The following is a 22,163-nucleotide window of genomic DNA, read 5'->3' as shown; positions in this document are numbered from 1 at the left end:
AAAAGAACATTACTAGTTAAATTTTTCTTGAGTCAGTCCTCTGTCAGTTGTTATTGACTGGTAGAGGTAATACAAATAATGAAACGGAATCTCGTTTTTTTTCTGGTGGTCATATCTTTATTTACCGGATCTGTTTATGCACAAGGTAAAGTAGAAGGGAATACAGTTCGATTTAAGGGTGCTTTGTTTTTTGGTGGCCTTCGTCCTGACTTAGAAAAGAGAAATTTTTATAGCGACATTGTTGGTTTGGAATACAACCAAGATTGGCAAAACAATCGTGGGATGTCACTCATCAACGATTTAGGTTTTGATTACTTCCATTCTCTAAATGCCGGTGTTTTAAGTAATGTATTTTTAGGATTACATCTAAACAGATTTGGTCGTGGTTATGAGTGGAATTCTTATTATGCCAGTGGTTTAGGAATCAAAGAAGCAGACTATCGTTTGTTATATTCTGATATCAATCTTGGAATCACACTCACTCCTGTTTCCAATTTTCGAATTTTACCTAAATACGTAATTCGAAGTATGAGCCAGTCTCTAGACGGAACTTATCTGGGATTAGGTGCACCAAGTTATTATGGACAAGATACAAAAACAACAACAGGAACCTCTGGTTTGATTGGTGTAGGATTTGAATTTGACTTAAACGATCGTGCCACTCTATTTGCTGACTTACTTCTTTTCGGACCCTTCCTATTCAATTCTTCTGGAACATATAATTCAGAACAGTTTAGAATTTATAATGGTGGCGCTATGTTAAATTATGCTAACGGCGGTTATACCTTCTATTCCGAAAAATTTAGTTTTGGGGCTAGTATCGTAGTTGTACCAAAACTTCGTTTATTTGCTACTTTTGAAAGTGAACGTATGACAGCAAAGTCTAGAAGTCCAATCGCGATTAGTGTCAGCGATAACGGCCTCGATCGAGTAGGAACATTGATGGAATTTGTTACCGCAACTGCGGAACACAATATCCTCGTTTCCGGTTTAAAATTTGGAGTCACATACGATTTAAATCTGTAAATTTTCTTTTAAATGTACTTGCAAAACCCGTGCACCTGGAAGTAATGGTAAATACTCCTGGTGATTATGGAGAGAAGGTAATACCCGTTCCCATTCCGAACACGGAAGTCAAGCTTCTCATCGCCGATGGTACTATTGGGTTCGCTCAATGGGAGAGTAGGACATTGCCGGGTTAGCACTAATAACTCAATAAAAAAAGGCCAACCGAGAGGTTGGCTTTTTTTATGTAGAAAAAAAAATCCATTGAACGAACCTAATAGTACCGCTAGTAACCAGTCGTTCGCGAAATGACAGACTTGCGACCCATAGGGAGCAAGGCTCGGACGCTCGCCCGCGGAGCGGAAAAGCGAGTGGGGGCGGAAGTAGGACATTGCCTTTGTTAGTCATTATTGTTGATTAAGGCGTTCATGAAAGTGAGCGCTTTTTTTATTTTTGGACGCGCGGTTTTTGCCGGCTGCCGTCCGCGACTATTCGCTAGGCAAACAAAGTTTGCTCCGCGAATGTCGCCTGCTCGCTCCCTATGGGTCACTGCGCAGCTTTGCCGGGTTAAACTTTTCCTATTTTTAAAATAATAAATAAAACCATTCGTTTACGAAAAATCAATCTACCGATAGTAACCAATCTATAGAGAAAAACAGAACTTTATCGTGGTGCGAAGAATATAATCATTACACCGATCAAGGCAATGCTTGCTCCGATAATGTCGAAGCGATTGGGAACGAACTGGTCAAATTTCCATGCCCACGCTAACGACATCACGATAAAGATCCCACCATATGTTGCATAAGTTCGAGCAAAATTTGTTGGTTGGTATGTTGCGACTACACCGTAAAAACCTAAAATTATGAATCCGAGAATTCCAATAAATATTGATTTGTTTTCGCGAATCCAAAGCCAAATGAGATAACCACCTCCAATTTCGCAAAGTCCAGCCAAAAAGAAGACTAGGGTAGGGTTTATGTATACGGAAAAAAAATCGGAATTTAGGAATTTAAACATAATGGTTTTTTAATAATAAAACTTCAAATTAGTATGCAAGTTGTTTCTATTTTCATTAATTCAGTTTTTATAACCCCTTGGAATGGTTTTGTATTTCTATAAGTTAGTATCATCTTTCTTTTGATTTAGCTAATCAGAAAGAAGTCACGATCCTGTTCTGTCGATTGTTCTGGTAAATTAGGATCTAAGGTAAAATTTGAACATTTTCACCTAACATCGTTTTGAAACCATCGATGAGCTTTCAAATTATGGGTAGAATTCCTAAAGGGTTGTCCTGAAAAGGAAATTCAGATTCAAAAATAGATGGTTTTGAATTTATATTTGCCCCAGTTATCGCTTGCAGTTTTTTCGAAATGACTCTGTCATTGAAGCCAGATGGAAAACCTGATTCCTAGTGAAGTTTACTCTTCTCTCATCCTGCAATACCTCTACGATGCGGTCATTGTTACGGATTTGGAATTTCGGATCACCAGTTGGAATTTGGCTGCGGAAAGAATTTACGGATTTACTGCCGAGGAAGTTATCGGTAAATCCACTCTCCAAATTTTAAAAACAGAACAAAATGACACTACAAGAGAGAGTCGTATTTCCGAATTACAAACAAAAGGAATATGGCAGGGCGAAATATTCCAATACGATAAAGGATCTAAAAAACTAAAAATCCGATCTGCTGCGAGTTTTCTCAAAGATAAATCTGGCCAAACCATTGGTGTGATCGCCATCAACCGAGACATTACCGACGAAAACAAAACGCAAGAAGAACTAGAAGATAGTGAAGAACGTTTTAAAATGAGTTTTGATAATGCCGGGATCGGAGTTTGTTTTTTAGATTTAAATGGAAAATTCATTAAGGTAAATAAAAAACTAGAATCCATGTTAGGTTATAGTGAGGCCGAACTCATTGGTAAAAAATCTAATGAGTTTTCCTATGAAGAAGACAAACCGCTATTTGATTCTTTTCGTGATGCTGCTTTAGGTGGTGCCAAAGAAAGTGTTATTTATGAAAAAAGATTTTTTTCAAAAGATAAAAATATCGTTTGGGTAGAAATTTCAAATACCCTTGTGAAAGATCGTAATGGGAATCCATCTTATTTTGTGGTTCATTTAAACAATATCACTGATAGGAAAAATGCAGAGTTTCATTTACTCAATGCTAAAAAAGATGCAGAGAGAGCCAACGAAGCAAAATCAGAATTTGTCGCCAATATGAGTCATGAAATCAGAACTCCTCTCAATGGAGTCATTGGTTTTAACGAATTATTACTCACTACAAACTTAGATCCTGATCAAAAGGAATATGTTAGAAACGCAATTAGTAGTGCTCACGGCCTTCTCGGTATCATCAATGATGTATTAGATATTTCCAAAATTGAGGCCGGAAAACTCGTGCTCAACGAAGCCACATCTAATTTAAAACAAATCATCAGTGATTCCTTAGGTGTTTTAAAATGGAAGGCTATCGAAAAAGGAATCTACTTGCGACTCGAAGCAGATTCAAATGTTCCTGAAATTATTTATATAGATGCGACAAGACTCCGACAAATTTTAATCAACTTACTAGGAAATGCAGTAAAATTCACAGAAGAAGGTGGAGTCGTACTTAAGGTAATCGCAACACCTGCTTCCGATCAAAAAACAAAATTAGAATTTAGCATTACCGATACGGGAATTGGAATCCCGGAGGAACATAAATCACATCTTTTCCAATCGTTTTGGCAAGGGGAGTCCAATTCCAAACGTCGTTATGGTGGGACTGGACTTGGTCTTAGGATCACAAAATCTTTGTTAGATTTGATGGGAGGTCAAATTGAAGTTCATTCTGAATCTGGGGTTGGAACCGAATTCCGATTTGTCATTGAATGTAATTCTGCCGATCAATCAACAAGCCAACTTTCCCAAGATTCAAACGATTACCAAAAGGAATTGGTAAACCATTTTGACCAATCGACTTTAAGTCACATTTCACCAAATATTTTGTTAGTGGAAGACAATGAAATGAATCGCAACCTCCTAAAGAGGATGATTCAAAAATACATACCAAACTCTAAGATCAAAGAAGCCGTGGATGGATTGGAAGCGGTTCGTTTTTTTCATGAATCCACTCCCGATTTAGTATTTATGGATGTTCAGATGCCCAATATGGATGGGTTGGAAGCGGCCACTGAAATTCGGAAACAACCTAGAGGGATTTCAGTTCCCATCATTGCCCTTACCGCAGGTGCTTTATATGAGGAACGTAAAAAATGTTTTGAAGTAGGGATGGATCAGTTTTTGACCAAACCGATCGATATTTTAGCTCTCAATCAAATTCTATTTCATTATTTGAACCATTAATCTTTCGAATAGAGTAGCAAAAACTTATCCAACCGGCCATTTTGTCCAAAATGAGACGATTTCCTTTTTTAGCTTATCTTGGTCCTGGCCTTCTTTATGCCGGAGCGGCCGTTGGTGTTTCCCATCTTGTACAATCGACTCGGGCTGGGGCCGTTTACGGATACGGTTTACTCTTTGTTGTACTTTTTGCCAATTTGATCAAATATCCTTTTTTTGTTGTGGGCACTAAGTATACAATCATTACCGGTAAATCTCTGTTAGATGGTTATGAGGCGCTGGGCCGATTGCCCATTTGGATATTTTTCTTCATTTCGGTTGGAACCATGTGTATCATTGTTGCTACGGTAACACTTGTCACTTCTGGGTTATTTTCCAATCTCCTTGGCATTTCCATGGAACCATGGTTACTTTGTGCGATCATTTTAATTTTTTGTTTCCTCTTACTTGCTATCGGTAAGTTTGCAGCCCTTGATGGACTGATGAAATGGATCGTGGTTTTACTTACTGTATCTACAATAGTAGCCATGGTTCTCTCCTTTTATGCAGGGATTCCCAAATTAGAAACTGCTGGAAAAACCTTTTCCATTGGAGATTTAGGGGATGTTGCTTTTCTCATTGCTCTTATGGGTTGGATGCCCATTCCGATCGAAGCTGCTGTATGGCAATCGGATTGGACACTCGCTAAAAAAACTCCAGATGGGAAACTTCCTCCCATGAAGTATGCGATGATTGACTTTAACATCGGTTATATTGGAACTACTTTGCTTGCTGTTTGTTTTTTGGCTTTAGGTGCCAATATGATGTACAACACCGGTGCCGAGTTCTCTTCTCAGGCAGTTAGTTTCGCCTCTGAACTTGTTAGGCTTTATACTTCTGCCATTGGCTCCTGGTCATATCCCATCATTCTCATTGCAGCATTTTTTACTATGTTTTCAACCACACTTACTTGTTTTGATGCCTACCCTCGCGTGGTATCCAATGCAAGTCGCCGGTTGTTCAAACCACTAGAAAAAATTCCTACTGAAAAACTATATTGGTACTGGATCATTCTTGTGGGAGTGGGATCCATTTTGATTTTATTATTTTTTAGGACGAATATGAAAAGCCTGGTGGATTTTGCGACTACAGTGTCGTTTTTGAATGCACCTGTACTTGCTCTCATCCATCATTTGATTTTATTTGGAAAAGAAATTCCGAGAGACCAAAGACCAAAACCTTGGATGAATTTACTTTCTTGGTTTGGTATTTTGTTCCTTTTTGGATTTTCTATCTATTATATCAATATTACCTTTTTCTAAAATATGGAGAGAGAAAAATCACACTCCATATTTTTCTCTCTTTCTCCACTTTTGTATCTAATCCTTACGATTCTTTTTTTTAGATTTGTTTGGGTAGTCACTTACCCGCATCCAATGGCTTTGTTTGTTTCTGGAGTGATTTCTTTTTTACAAAGAAGAAATAGAAAGTTTGTATTTCTAAAGTCTTCTTTTCGTAAAAATTTTGTTTCGGTTCTTCCTGCCATGGAGATTCTTTTTTTTGTAGGGATGCTCATTGCCTCTTGGGCTTATTCTGGAGTTCTCTCCACTATGATCCAAATTGGAATTTTATTTTTACAACCAGACTATTTTTTGCCTTCGCTTGCCATTGTGTCTGCTATCGCAGCAATGGTTTCTGGTTCTTCTTGGACCACTGCAGGTACGTTAGGTGTCGCTCTTATGGGTGTGGCAGAGGTAATTTCATTTCCACAAACCATGGCCGCCGGTGCCATTGTGAGTGGATGTTATTTTGGTGATAAACTTTCTCCACTTTCTGATACAACGAACCTTGCATCTAGTTTGACCCATGTTCCCATTTGGAAACATATCCGGCATATGTTAAAAACAACATGTATCAGTTTTGGGCTTGCGATTATAGGATTTTATTTTTTAAACCTTTGTGTTTGGGATTCTACGCAAACAACAAATATTACCTTACAGTCCGAATCCTTTGGTGATATCTCTTTGTCTGGTGTTTCTTGGGCCAAACTCATTCCTGTAGTTCTTGTTTTTGGTTCTTCCCTTTTTCGAATGCACATTCGCATTTCTTTGTTACTTGGGATAGTTTCTTCCATTGTATTGAACCTAAATGAATTTGGATTTCCCTGGGAAATTGTAAAAACCTTGGTATATGGATTTGAGTCTCATTCAGGAAACGAAGTTTTTGATCGGTTTTTAAGTGGTGGTGGAGTTGTTGCCATTTTGCCCACAGAAATTTTGATCCTCGCCGCTGTTTGGTTTGGCGCTGTTGTAGAAGGATATGGGTATTTAAACGAAATTTTGATTCAAATTAAAATTTGGGCAAAAGACCAGTGGGATATTTTACTTTCTACTATGGGAACTTCTTTTCTTTTGAATTTGGTCACAGCAGACCAGTATTTATCCTTGGTGATCCCTGCACGTGCTTTTAGAAGCCTTGCGGAAGAAAAAGGAATCCCTGAAAAAGACATCTCACGTTCTTTAGAAGATTCTGGAACCATCACATCCCCTCTCATTCCTTGGAATAGTTGTGGGGCGTTTATGTCTACTTCCCTTGGTGTTTCGGTGTTCTCTTTTTTTCCGTTTGTTTTCTTTAATCTAATTCATGTTTTGTTAGCCGTATCACTCTTGCTTGTTGCAAAAAATAAATCTAAAAGTTCATAGTTAAACAGAGCCGGTTCACATATAAGAAAAACGATTCTAACTATAACAAATATTACAGTATCTTTTGTTTCTGGATGATTTATACATTCCATCCATGTTACCAAAAATACTAGATGAAAAAATTCTCCCTCTCATTCAAGAAGCTAGAAATAGTAACGATCCGAACAGTTTGAAAGAAATGTTACCCATTTGGATGGTGGATCGGTTGGCTAAAAAAAGAAAAATCACTGATGATGAGAGTTCCGAGATGGTTCTAGTCATTTTAGAAGTTTTTCCTAAGATGTGGATCCTTAGTTTAAGTTACCATATAACAAATGTTCTTGGATTTTTTGTAACCTATGCCTTCAATCAATATAGAAATCGTTTCCGTCACGGACAAATTCCAGAATCAGGAGAACTCTATTTACAATTATGGAACTATGATTCACCTGCAAACGAGGAGATCCCAAAAGAACTTTTGGAAGAAACCAGTCCGCTCAAATCAGAATTAGAAAAATTACCAACAGTCACTGCACTAGTTTTGTCCTTACAGTTTGACCTACCGATGAAACAAAACCTAAAGCAACTCCTTCTCTGGAAGTTACGCGAAACAGGTCAAGATATTGACGACTTCTATCGGGAATGGGAAGAAAAACGATTTCGCCAACGCCAACTTTTATCCCGGCTTTCCGGTATGATTACTAGATATACTAGAAAGTTATACGAGACAACGGATCCGAATCGTAGGAAGTGGTATCTCAAACAAAAGAAACTCTGGATTTCTCGCAGGTCTCGGGCCATCGATCGAAGTTTTTTTTCGGAACGTGAAATCGCGAAAGCATTAGGCATTTCCAGAAAGGCCGTTCGCAATCATTTGTCACAGGGAAAACATGAACTTCGTAAGGTCGGCAAAGATTTATTGCACTATGCATAAAAATTTGCTTTACATTCAGCAAAATCGAAGGATGTTAATGGCAACACCACCTTCCGAAGGGTTATGAAAATCAAAGTTACTAGTAAAAACGACGTGCACATCATTAAAATTGAAGGTGCCATCAAAGCCGGAAATGAGTTCGAGCTATCTGAAAAGATTGAACAGTACATCAAAAAAGGCCAAGTCCCTAAATTCATCATTGATTTGAAAAAGGTTCCCTTCATCAACTCAGCTGGTTTAGGAACGTTTCTCAATATCTACAAACATATTGATGGCCTGAATGGTAGACTTGTATTTGCGAACTTAAATTCCGATATCGAGAACCTCATGGAAATCACAAAGCTTTCCAGCGTTTTCGAGATTTATAAAACTCTGGAAGAGGCTGAAGACTCCTTCGAATATTAATCGCACGAGGCGATTCTAAAAATGAATCCAATCCTGAAGGTAAGTTTAGGGATCGCCAAAACAAAAACCTTTCGTGGACTTCTTGTCCTTTTTCTCCTCTATAAATCTGTTTTTAATGCCTTCACCGCTGACTTAATTGTTCCTAAATTAGTTTCTCATTTTACGGCGGGAAGGATGGAGGGGAGTTTTGGAACTTTTTCTCTTTTTTTTGGGATCGAAATCAATGACTTTCGAATTTACCCAGGGGCTCCTTTTGACAAAACCCCGCTCGCAGAAGCAGAGCAGATTCGACTTCGTTACAACCTCCCTCTTCTCCTTTTAGGAAAAATCAAAATTTCAGAGATTGGACTTACGGGTGCAAAAATCCAAATTGAAGAAAGTTTAGGGAAGTGGAACTTTGTTGCCCTGACCAAACCTTCCTCGCAACCCAAAGAACCAGAACCTATCCCGGAAGAAAAACCACCACTCACGGAAATCAACACATATCTGCCGTTACAGGCGAGTGCATACATACATTTCAATTCTGTAGATTTCCAATTAAAAAGAGACACTGGGTCACTTCATTCTTTTTCCATCCAAGACTTATCTTTGGAAACGGAATTGGAAACCAACCGGTTTACATCCATCCCTCTGGATTTATCAGCGGTAAACCAAATAGATCATGTCCTACTTTCACTCAATTCAGCTCGTCCCATCCCTTTGGATTTAGATTCCAAAGACTTACGTTTGCAACAAACCATTCCTATGTCGTTACGATTTGAATGGGATAGAACCGTATCTCCCGAGATGTTTCTTTTTACCACTGACATAGGTAAAGATGATATCCTTTTGGAGGTAAAAGGGAAGCCAGTTCAATTGGGCTTACGCCTGTTATCTGACATCCACTATGACAACAAGTTGGACAAAATTGGCATCAACCAATTTGATTTAAGAGTCCTCGGGCAGTCTTGGTTGAATTTGACTGGTTCCATTCTTGAACTTTCTAGTGAGAAACCTAAAGTAAACATCGTGGTTGAAAAGTCAGAGATGCAGCTGACTTCACTCCAAAGATCACTAGACCAACTCCAAGGGATTGTTCCTGAAATGAAGTTGTCTGGAGACTTATCATTAGAAGGAACTGGCATTCATGGGAACTTTGAAAATGCAGAGGCCAAATTAAAAGTAAAAGCTTCGCAGTTGTATTTGAAGATGGGAAAATCAAAAGCACATTCCATTCCTTCGGCACTCATTGATCTTTCTTCTGAAATAAGTCTCAGTGATACAAAAATACTAACAGCAGAAAAACCAATTCCTTATCTTAAATCTTTAAAGGTTACACCATCACATTTGGAATATAATGGTGCTTCTTTGGCCTTTCAAGGGGAATATTTAGAAACCAAGGGATTGGACTTTCATGTAAACGTAGACAAGTTCCAGTTAGGTGACTATGTTTCTGGACTTGGTGGAAAGTTGCAGATGAATCTGGAAGTTATAGGGGAAACTTTTGCATCTTTAAGTATTCACTCTAATGCGAAAATTGATGGATTCCGTTATCAATTGGATAGGTCTAGGTCTCCATCCTCACTACTTGGGCTTTCTTTAGATTCTGTTTTATTCTTTGATCGTCCCTTTGGTCTTTCCGAAATCAAAATTTCTAATTTGAAGTTAGATCAAAAAACTATGACAGGGAATAAAGCATTGGAGTTGGACTTAAAGGGTGATTTACGACCAGGTGCCAATCTATCTGCCAACTTGCAACCATTAGGTTTGAATGTTTACACTCCAAACCTTCTCCTTGTATTACCCTTGGTTCTAAAAGAAAAGATTTCACCCATCCAGAATCTTTTAGGCAATCAACCCAAGTTGAAATTGAATGCTAAGTATCTAACATCTGGTAGTTCCAAACAATTCAAAGCAGACTTGGGTGCAGAACTTCCAGGATTGGAAATCAAAGACCTAAAATTATCAGCCGATTTATCTTTATCTGGTGCCAATACAGATGAAATCATAATTCGAACTTTGAAGATGAATGCTTTCGGGGGGATATTCCATTTGTCGACCAATGGTAAGTTGGCAAAAACGGGAAAACCAAAACCACCACTCGGCCCTTATTTTGGTAACTTAGATTTAGAATTTGGTCTCACTTCGGCCACCAAACAATACTTAGCAAAAGGTCTCAGTTTTCAAGGTGACCTGGGTCTAAACTTAAAGATTCGGGACTATGACATTGGTGGTGAGTTTCATTCCAAGGTTCCTTTGATATCGTATAACAATCAAAAATGTCCTGGGGAACAGTGCCAAGCTTACCTTTTAGAAGAGGTAATAGCAAAAATTCCGATCCAACACAATTTAGCCCGCAGTCATGAAGATAGTTTGATTGTCGGTGATAAGTCTATATTCATAAAAAATTACGGACGTAATCATCCTCCTAACCTAACAATTGGGCAGGTGCTCGGAACTCATCCAAGTATCCCTAATTTACCTTTTGAATATGTTAAAAAACAAAAAGATACACCAGGCCTAACTGCATTTATCGAGTATAAAGAGAATTATGCTAATATTGAATCCTTACGTTCTTATTCATTGGATGGGTTGGTTTTAGGAAAAAACTTAGTTTTTAATTTGGGAAATTTAGATCCAAAATCAATGGAGTTTCGCGGTAATTTTCTCATCCGAGATATTGATTTGAAACAACTTATGGCTCCAAAGGTTCGGGACAAAATTGACGATGGAAAATTGAAAGCAGATCTTAATATTTCTGTTAGAGATTTAAGTGAACCTGTTGCCAATTTGGATTTGTTCTTTTCTATCTTTCAGATCGGCCGCGATTTTGGGAAAAGTGCGTTAAACGTTATTTCTCCACAAAACTTTCTCATCGATCGTATTACAGATAGTTATTCGATTAATAAAATCGATGTATCCCTTTCTAAGGGACTTGTTTATGCAGATGTGTATTTTAACCGCTCTTTGTTATCTCTGTTAATCAATCTTGAAGATGGTAAAATTTCTCAACAAAGAATGCCACTTGCAAATTTTTTGAAACGAGCACAGAGCGAAATCCAAACATACCAAGAGTGAGGTATTTATGAAACGATTGATTCTTGTATTTTTGTTACTAGGATGTAAATCCTTCTTAAACTTAAAAGTTCCCCCGATTACCATCACCAATGCACAAACTGCTGCAGAAAAACAGATGGTCGGAGAAGATCGGGAACTTGAAAAAGAAGGATGGATGATTGCCTCGATCCAATCTTCTTCCAATGGTAAATCCAATCGTGAAAGGTTAAGTTCAGAAGATTCTGATCCCGAAATCAAAGCTCATAGGGTTCGATTGAATTATCTGATGCCTGAGTTAAAAAAGTACAAAATGCACGGAATGGTAGGAGAAACGCCTATTGGATTAGTTAAATTAAATCCACTTGCATCAGGATTACCCACTTATAATCAATATGAACTTCCTGCAAAACGGAAACGTGTAGAGGATGTCGTTGTTTTTCTAAATGAATCCAGAAAAATCATTTGGGAAAAGGAAGTTTCCAACCAGAAGAAAAAAGGTAAAAAAGAAGAGGAACTTGTAAAATACAAACAATCCTTAGTTGAAGAATACTATAAATCCGTTTCTGCTGGAGAATATTTTGAAACAAATGCTGGCAGATGGGAGAAATTCCAATGAAACCCATGATACGGTTTTCATTTTTTTTGGTTCTGTTTGTTCCCTTTTTTTTCTCTAATTGTGTTTTATTTCAAAAAAATGTTAAGATGACAAATGTCGACTTTGACTATTCGGCAATTTCTAAAAATTATTTTTCTCCTACACAATCAAAACCATTCCCTTTGACGGTCCAACGAGGGAATAATTTATACAGTTCCACAACAAAAGATGGTAGGTATTTATTTTACGCAACCGACCAAAAAGGAAATTTTGATATTTGGTTCCGTGATTTACAAAGTTCAGTTGTTGTTCCCGTAACCAATCACCCGTTTTCTGAAACTAAGCCTTCCATTTCACCTAACGGTAAGTATTTGGTTTTTGTTTCGGAAGAGTTTGATTCTGAAGGAGATCTGATCCTTTTGCCAATGGATACGGAGGAGTGGACTCGCGAATTATTGAAAGGGAATCGTTTTATTGATGATAGTTTCATTAACTTAACGAACAAACCAGACAAAAAAGGAGAATACACAAAAGGGATCATTGATACGGATCCAGTATGGTCTCCCGATGGCACCACAATCTATTTTATATCAGATCGATTCACACCTGGTTTACCAAATCTATGTGAAATGAAATTGGAGAATCCCAGCCAAATTACCGCAATCACTTCAAAAGGTGCTACTTCGCCTTTTGTTTCTTCAGATGGAAACTTTGTTTATTTTATTTCTTATTTTGAAGATCCAAAAGGTGAAGTTTATCATATTAACTTAAAAACTTCTGAGATCCAAAGGATTACAAAAAATGATTATTTGGATTTTTCTCCCACCGTTGATTCAAAATCAAAAAATTTATATTATGCCTCGATTCGGAAGGATACTAACAAAAACGGAAAGTTAGATGAGAGAGATCATAGTATCCTTGTGATGATGAACTTAACAACAGGTGAAGAACGAATTTTATCCTCTGGAGAAACTTCCAACTTCGATGTCCGTTATTCACATTTTAACGGAGGTTCTATCCTCTTTTCAGCTTCTTATTTTAACGCTATTAATATATATTTTATCCCTGAAAACGGCGCAATCCCCAAACAAACAAACATTCGGGAACAATATCAATATGCTAAAACTTTTTCGAGCGGTCAAAGTTTAGAATCATACTTTTTGGCATTAGATTCGGTAGAGTTATTTTATTCAGATGATCCGTTGTTTCCCGTTTATTCAGCAAGGGTTGCCGTACTAAAATATTTATCTCTCATCAGAGTGGGAAAACGTGAAGAGGCAAAGTTGTTTTTGGAAACTTACCGTCATAAGGCCGGGGTAGAGAGGAATTTATTTGCATTAACGCTAGTTCGATGGGAGGAAGCCAAACAAACTGGGAAAAAGTTTGATTTTGCTTCGGAGATACATTCCCATCCTTCTTCGAAGTGGACAAAGGATGCAGAGGCCATGTTGTATCATTTGTATGCAGATGAATTGGAATCTGAAAAAAAAATAACTCCTGCTTTTGAGTCTTTGAAATTCGTTTATGATAAATTTCCAGATTATCACCAAATTGATGAAGTCAAGCGACGATTAGGTGGATATGAATTTAAACCAAATTCCATGGTATTGTCCCAGTTGTACCAAGAAATGATTTTAGGATGGGAGAAGGAAAAAACACGGTATTTGTCTAGTCCTTCGATTCCTTTCTCGAATGATCAAAAAAGAGATCTTCGTTATCTTCTGGAAGATGTAGTTCAAAAAATCTCAGAAAATAGAAATAGTGAATCACTAACTTCGCATGTAAATACATTGTTGGCCGATGCAGAAGTGAACAAAATTCCGCAATATGTAATCACTTTAAAATATCTAAAAGCAAAAGCATTGTCTGACGTTCGTAAGTTTAATGAGTCAAATGAAGTTTTGGATTCGATCATTCCTATTCCAATTCAAATTGATTTGGAACCACCGGGAAAACCATCTGTTTTCGAAATACCAACTTATATTGCTGCGTATAAGAGTCCAATTTTGCTTCGAGCAAATTTGCTCAAATATTATAACCAAAAAGCAACAGGAAATACTTCGGATGCTCTACGTAACTTAAAAATATATTTAGAGTTTTATGATCCTATTTTAGGTGTCGATTTAGGTGCCGAAGACATCCAAAGTGCATTTTTTTATTTTGAAAACAAGGCTGTAGAGTTTGAGAGGATAGGTGATTTGCTTCAGTCTTCCTTTCATTATTTTTTCAATAATCAAAATATGTTTTTGGTAAAAACTAGAAATCTTTATTTGGATTCTTTATATAAAGAATATGCCATTTATTACCAAAGGAAGATGGTTGATACAATCTTTCTTTACGGAAAAAAAATCAGAGAGGAAGAAGAAAGAGCCTTATTAAGCCAACTTAATATTTTGAGTAAGGATAAGTTGAATGTCGTTGGAAATTTATCCGGTATCACCTCTCTTGTTACAGATAACGAACTCCTCCGTGGTGTTGTTGATATTAAAGATTTCGAAAAAATTGAAGTATTATCAGAAAAAGCTCTGAGTTGGACAGAGTTGTATTATAAACAAGCAGTCCCTCGTGCACGACCATATTTGGATCTTGCCACACTTTATGGATATTCGTATTATTTAATCAATAAATACGTAACTTTTGAATCTTATTATTATTCCACAGGTACAATGACAGATGTTCGTAAGGCTGAAATTTTAGAAAATTTCAAACGGGCCGAATTGGAACTTCGATGGATCATATATGCTGATCCCACACATTACGATGCTTATCAATTACTTGGTTGGTTGTATCAGTATGTTGATTTGATTAAAATGCAAAAGAACCCTAAATCGGGCGAGATCGATTCTGAAGTTTATGAAACACTTTATAAAAAATATTTCCCTGATAAAAATTTAGAAGCAAATATTGAACTTTATAACCAAATTCTTGTGTTTTTGGGAGAGGATTATGGAGATCGAAAAGTTGTCTCCGATTTGAATCTTAATTTAGGGAATAATTATTTTTTACTCAGTAATTTTCCTAAAGCAAATGAAAGTTATCGCAAAGTAGAAGATGTATCTTTATATCTTTCAGTAAAAAACCAATTTGAAGGTTATAAACAAGAAGCAATCTATCGTTTTAATTATGGAAAATCTTTAATTTATCAAGGTCAGTATAAAAAAGCATCAGAACAGTTTGCAAAATCCATTGATATCTATTTTAAAAATGAATATTACCAATCAGTAAACTCTTATGCATCGGAACCAAATTCAATGACTTTGGGACAGTTGAATGCAATACGATCCAAGTTGGCGTTGTTATTTTCCTTAAAAGGACTCTCTGAATTGGAGTTTGGAAATTTTGAAGAGGCTATCGCGTCCTTTCAAACGGGAATTGCTTACAACAAAGATGTAAAATTTATTAGTCCGGTTAATCTAGCAAATTATCTGGCAATCGCTTTTCAGAAAAGTGGGCGTTTTCGCGATTCCTATCAGATGTTGAATCTTGCGGAACAGGAATACAACTCCAATCGACCATCATTATTACAGAGATTCCGTAAATGGACTTTCTGGGATGTAGTTTTTGGAGATGATTTACGAGTGATTGGTGATGGTCGGTTTCCTGGAGAGTTCCCGAATGATTTTAAATATCTTCTAACACTTGGTATCCGAATTGAAAATCATATTGAACAGGAAGAGTATTCTGCTGCTTTATCTGAGATCAAAACAAGAAACGAACTCATTGCCTCTAAAGATCTAGATAATACAATTATCGGAAAAAATATTTTGGCTAAGTCTAGACAAGTGGAAGCACAGATTTACCAAAGAAGTCAGCTACAATTGGAAGCTGTCCAACATTACAATGAATTGGCGGAACTTCTTTTTGAGAATCCTTCAAATAAAGGTTTTGAGAAATTATTTCAGAACTATGCACATTCTGTTTTCTCCTTACAGGAATCTACAGAATTTAATTTGGATACAAAAGAGAATGTATTAAATCAGTTTTTAAAAAACCTGAATCTTTGGAAAGATAGGAACTTATCAAATTGTCCTGAAAAAAATGAAATTTGTGAAAACGAATTTAGAGTTAACAATCCAAAATTTGACATTGTTTACGGAACCAGTCTTTATTATTCTGCCTTACTTTTGGAAGAACAAGGAAAAGACTTTCAACAAACACTAGCTAAAGCGATCGAATTGTTAGAAAACCCAGGTCTTGTTGATCCACGCGCTGTTGGATTGTCAACGGATCCTATCTCAAGGCAAATGCGAGTGCGTATGGGTTTGAACTTATATTCTGTTTATATGAAGTTAGGTGACTTTCCGATGGCAGAAAAAAAATGGAAGGAAACCTCCGAACTTGCCTACGAATTCCGTTTGGATGAAGAAATGTTTTGGGCAAATGCACAAAGATTCAAATGGGAAAAATCTCGGTTTTCGTCCGAAAAAAACACAAACTATCTGAGTTATGGAAAAGAAGCCATTCAGACATACCAAAACAACTTAACAGTTCGACTTTTTTCACCCAAAAATCGTTTGATCAATTTTTTAGAATCTTATTCGGAAGCGGAGCTGAATTCCCTTGATTTAAAAGGACTTGTAAATCATTGGGAAAACTTTCGAAGTCTTGAGTTGTTTCGTGATTTGGTTTCTGCACAATTTGAATTCGAAGATTCTAAGTTAAATCTTTATTATCAAGATTTAGTGAAATGGGTGAAAGGTTATCGTAAACTGACTTTATCTATCTCTGACAAAACCTTAAAACGTGAGTCAGTCACGAGTATACTAAAACAACAAACAAATGAAATCCAAAATTTAGATGGGATTCTAAACAAACTAAAAGTAGTGTCCCCAGAAAGGTCTGCGTTTTTAGAACCGAAACGACAGGCTCTGGAACAATTTTCAAATGGTTGGATTGGTTTATATCCAACTAACCAATCGTTTTATTTTTTATATCTCTCTCAAGGAAAATTAAAAAAGGAAATTTGTGAATCAACTGCAGAGATCCATTTATGTTTACCCAAATTGACTGATCCAGCTACTACCTTACAGATCATTGGAACAAGAGCTAATGGAAATTTGGTGAACTCTATAATAAGTGGTTATAAAAATTCTGATATATTTCCTGCACTTATTTTTGATAGAACTCATAGCGGGTTATTCTCTGAACGAAATGAACGTAGGCTTAAATGGGTGACTGTTTATGGTGAGTCAGAAAAAAAAGAAAAAAATTCCAACCTTCGTCACTTACCTTCTGGTAACTTAGGTATCTATCTTTATGATACGGATTATTTAGTTACAAATCGTTCTATCGATAAACAAACTAGTTTATTTGGTGATGAGAAGTCTCAGATTTTACCACTCCGTGAAATTTTTCAAGGGAATGGATCGGAAATTTCAGTCATCGGTTTAAATGAATCTAATTTTAATACTAACAAACAATGGAACCTATTAAGCAAAGTATACGAAGTTTTGCGTTCTAAACGAATTCAAAATATAGTTTCCTATCCATTAAATACAAATATAGATATCTCTTCTTTGAAGTTGAGTTTGTTCGCAAAAGATAAAACTCGATTGTTGATTGGAAATTGGGAAGAATTTTCAATTTCTAAAGATGGGCTTGGTAAAAAAGCAAGTGAATTGATTGAGTCTGGTTTTCTTAAAGAAAAGTCCAAAGACTTTGTAGATGCTTATGAAAGTTATTATACAGCTTCCACTCTTTTAGAGGATGACGATTCTCGTTTACCTGGTTTAGAGTTAAAGTTAGCAAAGTTAAAGACAGAAATTTTTCCTAATGTGCCACGAAGGTCTATTTTTAAACCACTTTGGTCAAAATACGCCAATTCGAATTTTCAAAACCAAGTTCGTTATGAATACCTTGTTTCTTGTTTGTCTTCGAAGGATAAGGAAGAATGTAAATACAACTCTTCTGATTTTATTGGAGAAGAGAAAGATTCCTATTTGGGTGCCTTAGAGTTTTACATTCAGCTTCGGAGTGGTAAGGTTGGAAACCTAAACGCCAAAAATGAACTTAGATCTAAAACAGAAACGAAAGAAGATCCTTTTTTGCAAGCCTATCGTTTGGGAACTTTATACATCCAAAACTATATGTTTTATGAAGCAGAATCTGAAACGAGTAAACTCTCTAAACTTGCAAAAACGCCAAAAGAGAAAACTGTCGTTAAAAATCGATTTTTGGAATTGTACTTTCACAAAGGATTTTTGTTAGGTGATAAGGATATTTATTTAACACCTTTAACATCTACCTCTGCTTATAACTACGGATTCAAAAAAGACTGGAAAAACTTTGATGAAAAAGTTTTGTCTCGGGATTTTACAAAGTTTGGGTATGCAGATTCCATTTACGATTCTTACCGGTTACGATTGTATGCTGCTTGGAAAGAACAAATCCAGACAGGTTATTTTGAGCCAATGTCATTAACTCCGGAGTATTTAACCAGTGGTGACTCAGTAATTACAAAACTTTCCCATCTCAATAAAACTTTGTTATATCATTTGCTTTTGAGTTCGATTCCATTCCAAAAAAATCAGGAAGTTAATTCTTTGATTGAACTTTTGGTAGCAGAAGAACTCAAAGAAGGCAGAACTTACAGAGCTTTATTTTTCCGATTAGAATTGGCAAAGGCATTATTACTTCGCGGTGAATCAGAAATGGCAGATTCTTTGGTTTCTAAAATCCAAACGATGGATAAGGGCTTAGGTGGAGGGAATCGTTTTTGGCAAGAAAGATGGGATGATTTTAAGTGGAAACAGGAGTTTCTTAAAAACCAAACATTTCAGTCTTCGCATTCCAATCCCTTTTTGAAATTGTTTCAAGTAGCGAAATCCAAAAAACCTGAGGAGTATGTTTCTCTTTTAAATGAGTTTAACAAAAAAAATCGAGGGGAATATTTAAGCCCTGAACTAAAAGAGGAGTATGAATTTTTATTCCATTTCCTTTTGCAACAAAGTTTAGAAAAAAATAGTTCTGAAAGTTTTTTTGATTTAGCTGTGGCTCGGGAAATCTTTCGTTTTACATCGGAACGTTTCTCTAATACAGAAATGTATGTAAAACACCTCCCGAACTTCGAGGTTTATTCGGAAAAATTAAAAAAGAAAATGGTCGGTAAACAAGAGTTTCATGGCCTATTTGATCTTGGTAAAAAAACATACCTCTTGAGTTTTGCTTCTGGAAAATCTCTCGGTCGGGAGATGTTTGCAGATAATAAATCGATTTACAGAGAGTCGGTTCGTTATTTCCGCTCGGCAGAATCGGGTAACCAGGAAGTGATTTTAAGAGAATCCTTGGCCGATAAGTATCGAACCAGTTTGAGATTGAATAAATCCAATCGTCACTATATCTATAGTGCAGGCATCCATTCTGTTGTTCCTATGGTTTTGCCAGACACGGAACATTATGCAGTTTCTTCTGTATCTGATTTCCTCACCAATCCATCGATCAAGTTTAGTGCAATCACTCCAAAAAAACCAGATGTTTCCGTGGTTGGTTGGAAGTCTTCTTTAGAGAATGAAATTAATGCAGGTCTTCTTGTTTGGGAAACCACCGGTAAAAAAGAAGGGTATGCTCCATATAGCGTTAATTATGCGGAAATTGGTTGGTGCCAAAATGATTGTTTGTGTATTGGAGATAGACCTTTATTGGATGGATCTCTAAAAGTCGATACTACGGCTACTTTGTATGCAAACCAAAAGATCGGAACATCAGCCCAGTATACAAATGATTTTAGTGGAGTGGCATATTACCTAGGCCGAGAGAATTCCGGACTTTTTGTTTTACATTCGGGAATCCAACCGGGTGTTCACAATTTGTTCTTTTTGAAACAGTTTTTGTTAGGTAGTGATTTACCAAAACCATTACATGTTCGTTTGGTGGAAGGAAAAGAAGCTGCAAGAAACTCGGCCATTGATGACCGCTTTTGGATTGGTTATAAACTTTATACTTCCGCAATGATTGAGGACTAGGGTTTTTTATTTAAAAATTCTTCTCTCGATTCCGGTGGTAGATCAAAGAGGTTTTTTACTCGGTTATGAAATTCTGGGAAGTTGTTTCCCGATTGAATGAACAAAGATTCAAAACTAAATTCTCCCGAATGGTAACGAAGGGCTCCGAGAAAGTCTTCGTTATTCCATTCTCTAGTTAAAAACTCTTTGGACTTTTCTTCTGGGACTAATTTTTTTTGGATCACTTCTTCTTTGAAATTTTTAATGATGTTTTGTTTTTGGATTTGTTTGTTTTCTTTGTTCAAATTAGAAGCGTATAAGTGTTTTAATTCTTCCGCATATTTTTTCAAAAGGGTTAGGGTTACCTCTCTCCGATTTTTTTCTTTTTTAAACTTTTGTAGATGGGAACTGGTTTCTCCTTCTTTTTTTGTATAATAAATTTCGACACCTTTTTCTTCCACATAACTTGCGTAAGATTCATTGAGTGTGGAATCACCAGGTAAATAAACAGTGGCATGAGCCATTTCATGAAAGACCAGGCCTACAAGTCTATGGTCTGACCAATTCAATTGGGGTGACAAAACGGGATCTGAAAACCAACCAAGTGTCGAGTATCCGCCTATGGCGCGGATGCGTGTGTCATAACCTTCCGATTGTAATTCTTTTTCGAGGGCAAGGGCCAATTTATGATCAAAGAATCCTTTGTAGGGAACGGTGCCGGCAATGGGAAACCACCATGTATAGGATTTTAGTTCTAAGGCCTCGGAGGCACTGACATTCCATCCGATTTCTTCCCGATCTAATTTGGTATAGTATTCAAACCCACCTTTTTCATTTAATGCGAGTTCCCCGATGGCAAAATTTCTGGCCTCTCGAATTAAATTTAATTTTTGTTTTGTTTTTAAATCCAATCCTTGGAGATTTAGAATATCTTCGATTTTTTCGCGACCCAAGATAATGGAAGATTGTTCCTTACCTAAATGAAATAAATACGGTAAACAACCAGAAAGAAAAATGGGGAAGAGTAAAACCGTTAATATTCTTGGAATCTTTTTGGTTCGACAAGGATAGGGAATCGACAAAAGTGGAAGTGGTTTTGGCATTCTATGGAAAGAAAAACTTCGATTCCGCCAGTCGTCTACATTAACTTTGCATTAGTTTTTGTACTTTTGTTTGCCATCTTTTTTCCTGAGATTCGATCGGCAGTGACAAAACTGTTTGCTTCCCCAAAACCGATTTCTGCAAGCAAACAAACCCAGGCCATCCAAATCCAAACAAGTTTCCGCAACGTATATCGCGAAGCACAACAATTTGTAGTTTCTATCCGTACGAAAAAAACAGAGATGATTTTTCATCCTTACGCTTTCGGTGAAAGTAGAGAGGATCGAATTTCGTCGATTGGTAGTGGTTTTATCATCGATGAAAGAGGGTTTGTTGTTACCAACTACCATGTCATTAAAAATGCAGAAATCATAGAGATCATCATGTCGGATGGTCGTATTTTTCCGGCACGTTATGTGGGAAGCCATGAACGTGCTGATATAGCTCTTCTTAAAATCCCGAGTAACGATCGTTTTACTCCAGCCTTTTTGGGTAATTCCGATGAAATCGAAGTGGGCGACTGGGCCATTGCTGTTGGGTCTCCTTATGGTTTGGAAAAAACATTTACTGTGGGTGTTGTTTCTGCCAAATCACGTGAAGATTTGGATGAAACCGGTCAAACTCATATCCAAACGGACACTGCCATCAATCCAGGTTCCAGTGGAGGACCACTTCTCAATATTTACGGAGAGGTGGTCGGGATCAATCGGATGATTCGTTCTTCTTCGGGTGCGAGTGCGGGGATTGGGTTTGCCATTCCCATAAGCTACGCCAAAAGGGTTCTTCGCCAGATCGAACAGAACGTGGGCCAGAACATTCGACCCGCCACCTTAGGGGTGATGGCTACCGCACCTCTCCCTGACCACAGGCGTTCTCTAGGCATTCCTGGGGAAACCATTGGGGTTTTGGTCTATGATATCGAACCCAATTCCTCTGCAGAAAAAGGGGGGCTTCGGCGGTATGACTTTATTGAGGGCGCCAATGGCCTCCAAATTCGCCATATCAATGATTTACGAGAACAAGTAGGACTTGTTGGTCTCGGGGGCGTCTTACGGTTGAAGATATTACGGGATACCCAAGAGATGGAATTATCGATCCCTTTGGTCGAAGCCGCCTATAAAAAAGGCCAGTAAATT

The 22,163-nt window shown here is 37.1% G+C and carries 12 protein-coding genes and 1 rRNA gene; 11 read left to right on the top strand and 2 right to left on the bottom strand.

The window, feature by feature from the left end:
* Positions 1 to 78: 78 nt before the first annotated feature.
* Both EHQ16_RS01560 and rrf read left to right on the top strand, forming a co-directional pair.
* A complete protein-coding gene (locus EHQ16_RS01560; protein ID WP_135633332.1) occupies positions 79 to 1,026 on the top strand; it encodes a hypothetical protein in 948 nt (315 codons plus the stop codon).
* A gap of 56 nt (positions 1,027 to 1,082) precedes the next feature.
* Positions 1,083 to 1,199: ribosomal RNA gene (gene rrf, locus EHQ16_RS01555) — 5S ribosomal RNA — on the top strand.
* Between the two features lie 469 nt (positions 1,200 to 1,668).
* Here the strand turns inward: rrf and EHQ16_RS01550 are convergent.
* The gene (locus tag EHQ16_RS01550) at positions 1,669 to 2,025 is read right to left on the bottom strand and encodes a YnfA family protein (RefSeq protein ID WP_135636989.1); all 357 of its coding nucleotides are present in this window, start codon (positions 2,023 to 2,025) and stop codon (positions 1,669 to 1,671) included.
* Positions 2,026 to 2,400: 375 nt separating this feature from the next.
* Here EHQ16_RS01550 and EHQ16_RS01545 point away from each other — a divergent pair, with 375 nt between their 5' ends.
* The 8 genes from EHQ16_RS01545 to EHQ16_RS01510 all read left to right on the top strand — a co-directional run bounded on the left by EHQ16_RS01545 (position 2,401) and on the right by EHQ16_RS01510 (position 19,947).
* Positions 2,401 to 4,359, top strand: a complete 1,959-nt coding sequence (locus EHQ16_RS01545) for a PAS domain-containing hybrid sensor histidine kinase/response regulator (RefSeq protein WP_135636990.1) — start codon at positions 2,401 to 2,403, stop codon at positions 4,357 to 4,359.
* Positions 4,360 to 4,409: 50 nt separating this feature from the next.
* Positions 4,410 to 5,657, top strand: a complete 1,248-nt coding sequence (locus tag EHQ16_RS01540) for an Nramp family divalent metal transporter (RefSeq protein WP_135636992.1) — start codon at positions 4,410 to 4,412, stop codon at positions 5,655 to 5,657.
* 3 nt (positions 5,658 to 5,660) lie between these two features.
* On the top strand, positions 5,661 to 7,037 hold the full coding sequence (locus EHQ16_RS01535) for a Na+/H+ antiporter NhaC family protein (protein ID WP_208742219.1): 1,377 nt from the start codon (positions 5,661 to 5,663) through the stop codon (positions 7,035 to 7,037).
* Positions 7,038 to 7,131: 94 nt separating this feature from the next.
* A complete protein-coding gene (locus EHQ16_RS01530; RefSeq protein WP_135636994.1) occupies positions 7,132 to 7,950 on the top strand; it encodes an RNA polymerase subunit sigma-70 in 819 nt (272 codons plus the stop codon).
* Between the two features lie 63 nt (positions 7,951 to 8,013).
* Positions 8,014 to 8,355 carry an STAS domain-containing protein gene (locus tag EHQ16_RS01525; protein WP_002989181.1) on the top strand — a complete coding sequence of 114 codons (342 nt, stop codon included), beginning with the start codon at positions 8,014 to 8,016 and terminating at the stop codon, positions 8,353 to 8,355.
* Between the two features lie 21 nt (positions 8,356 to 8,376).
* The gene (locus EHQ16_RS01520; protein WP_135636996.1) at positions 8,377 to 11,412 is read left to right on the top strand and encodes an LIC_11026 family protein; all 3,036 of its coding nucleotides are present in this window, start codon (positions 8,377 to 8,379) and stop codon (positions 11,410 to 11,412) included.
* 7 nt (positions 11,413 to 11,419) lie between these two features.
* Entirely contained in the window at positions 11,420 to 12,007 is a 588-nt protein-coding gene (locus EHQ16_RS01515; RefSeq protein WP_135636998.1) for a DUF1318 domain-containing protein, read from the top strand.
* On the top strand, positions 12,004 to 19,947 hold the full coding sequence (locus EHQ16_RS01510; protein ID WP_425269924.1) for a biopolymer transporter TolR: 7,944 nt from the start codon (positions 12,004 to 12,006) through the stop codon (positions 19,945 to 19,947). Before EHQ16_RS01515 ends, EHQ16_RS01510 begins: the two co-directional genes overlap by 4 nt.
* On the opposite strand, the gene EHQ16_RS01505 is transcribed toward EHQ16_RS01510, so the two are convergent.
* Entirely contained in the window at positions 19,944 to 21,029 is a 1,086-nt protein-coding gene (locus tag EHQ16_RS01505) for an aminopeptidase (RefSeq protein WP_135637000.1), read from the bottom strand. The two genes, EHQ16_RS01510 and EHQ16_RS01505, sit on opposite strands and share 4 nt — an antisense overlap.
* 3 nt (positions 21,030 to 21,032) lie before the next feature.
* On the opposite strand from EHQ16_RS01505, the gene EHQ16_RS01500 reads away from it, so the two are divergent.
* Positions 21,033 to 22,160 carry a S1C family serine protease gene (locus EHQ16_RS01500; RefSeq protein WP_135600079.1) on the top strand — a complete coding sequence of 376 codons (1,128 nt, stop codon included), beginning with the start codon at positions 21,033 to 21,035 and terminating at the stop codon, positions 22,158 to 22,160.
* The last annotated feature ends 3 nt before the right edge of the window (positions 22,161 to 22,163 follow it).

This window comes from Leptospira kanakyensis, from assembly GCF_004769235.1.
Classification (GTDB): Bacteria; Spirochaetota; Leptospiria; order Leptospirales; family Leptospiraceae; genus Leptospira_A; species Leptospira_A kanakyensis.
Note: the sequence above shows the minus strand (reverse complement) of the source record. Positions and strands in the feature narration are given on the sequence as shown.

What these genes read in the sequence shown, in the direction of transcription:
- EHQ16_RS01560 (WP_135633332.1), top strand. Translation starts at nt 79, where the DNA reads ATGAAACGGAATCTCGTTTTTTTTCTGGTGGTCATATCTTTATTTACC.
- EHQ16_RS01545 (WP_135636990.1), top strand. Translation starts at nt 2,401, where the DNA reads ATGGAAAACCTGATTCCTAGTGAAGTTTACTCTTCTCTCATCCTGCAA.
- EHQ16_RS01540 (WP_135636992.1), top strand. Translation starts at nt 4,410, where the DNA reads ATGAGACGATTTCCTTTTTTAGCTTATCTTGGTCCTGGCCTTCTTTAT.
- EHQ16_RS01535 (WP_208742219.1), top strand. Translation starts at nt 5,661, where the DNA reads ATGGAGAGAGAAAAATCACACTCCATATTTTTCTCTCTTTCTCCACTT.
- EHQ16_RS01500 (WP_135600079.1), top strand. Translation starts at nt 21,033, where the DNA reads ATGGAAAGAAAAACTTCGATTCCGCCAGTCGTCTACATTAACTTTGCA.
- EHQ16_RS01550 (WP_135636989.1), bottom strand. Translation starts at nt 2,025, where the DNA reads ATGTTTAAATTCCTAAATTCCGATTTTTTTTCCGTATACATAAACCCT.
- EHQ16_RS01520 (WP_135636996.1), top strand. Translation starts at nt 8,377, where the DNA reads ATGAATCCAATCCTGAAGGTAAGTTTAGGGATCGCCAAAACAAAAACC.
- EHQ16_RS01505 (WP_135637000.1), bottom strand. Translation starts at nt 21,029, where the DNA reads ATGCCAAAACCACTTCCACTTTTGTCGATTCCCTATCCTTGTCGAACC.
- EHQ16_RS01530 (WP_135636994.1), top strand. Translation starts at nt 7,132, where the DNA reads ATGTTACCAAAAATACTAGATGAAAAAATTCTCCCTCTCATTCAAGAA.
- EHQ16_RS01525 (WP_002989181.1), top strand. Translation starts at nt 8,014, where the DNA reads ATGAAAATCAAAGTTACTAGTAAAAACGACGTGCACATCATTAAAATT.
- EHQ16_RS01510 (WP_425269924.1), top strand. Translation starts at nt 12,004, where the DNA reads ATGAAACCCATGATACGGTTTTCATTTTTTTTGGTTCTGTTTGTTCCC.
- EHQ16_RS01515 (WP_135636998.1), top strand. Translation starts at nt 11,420, where the DNA reads ATGAAACGATTGATTCTTGTATTTTTGTTACTAGGATGTAAATCCTTC.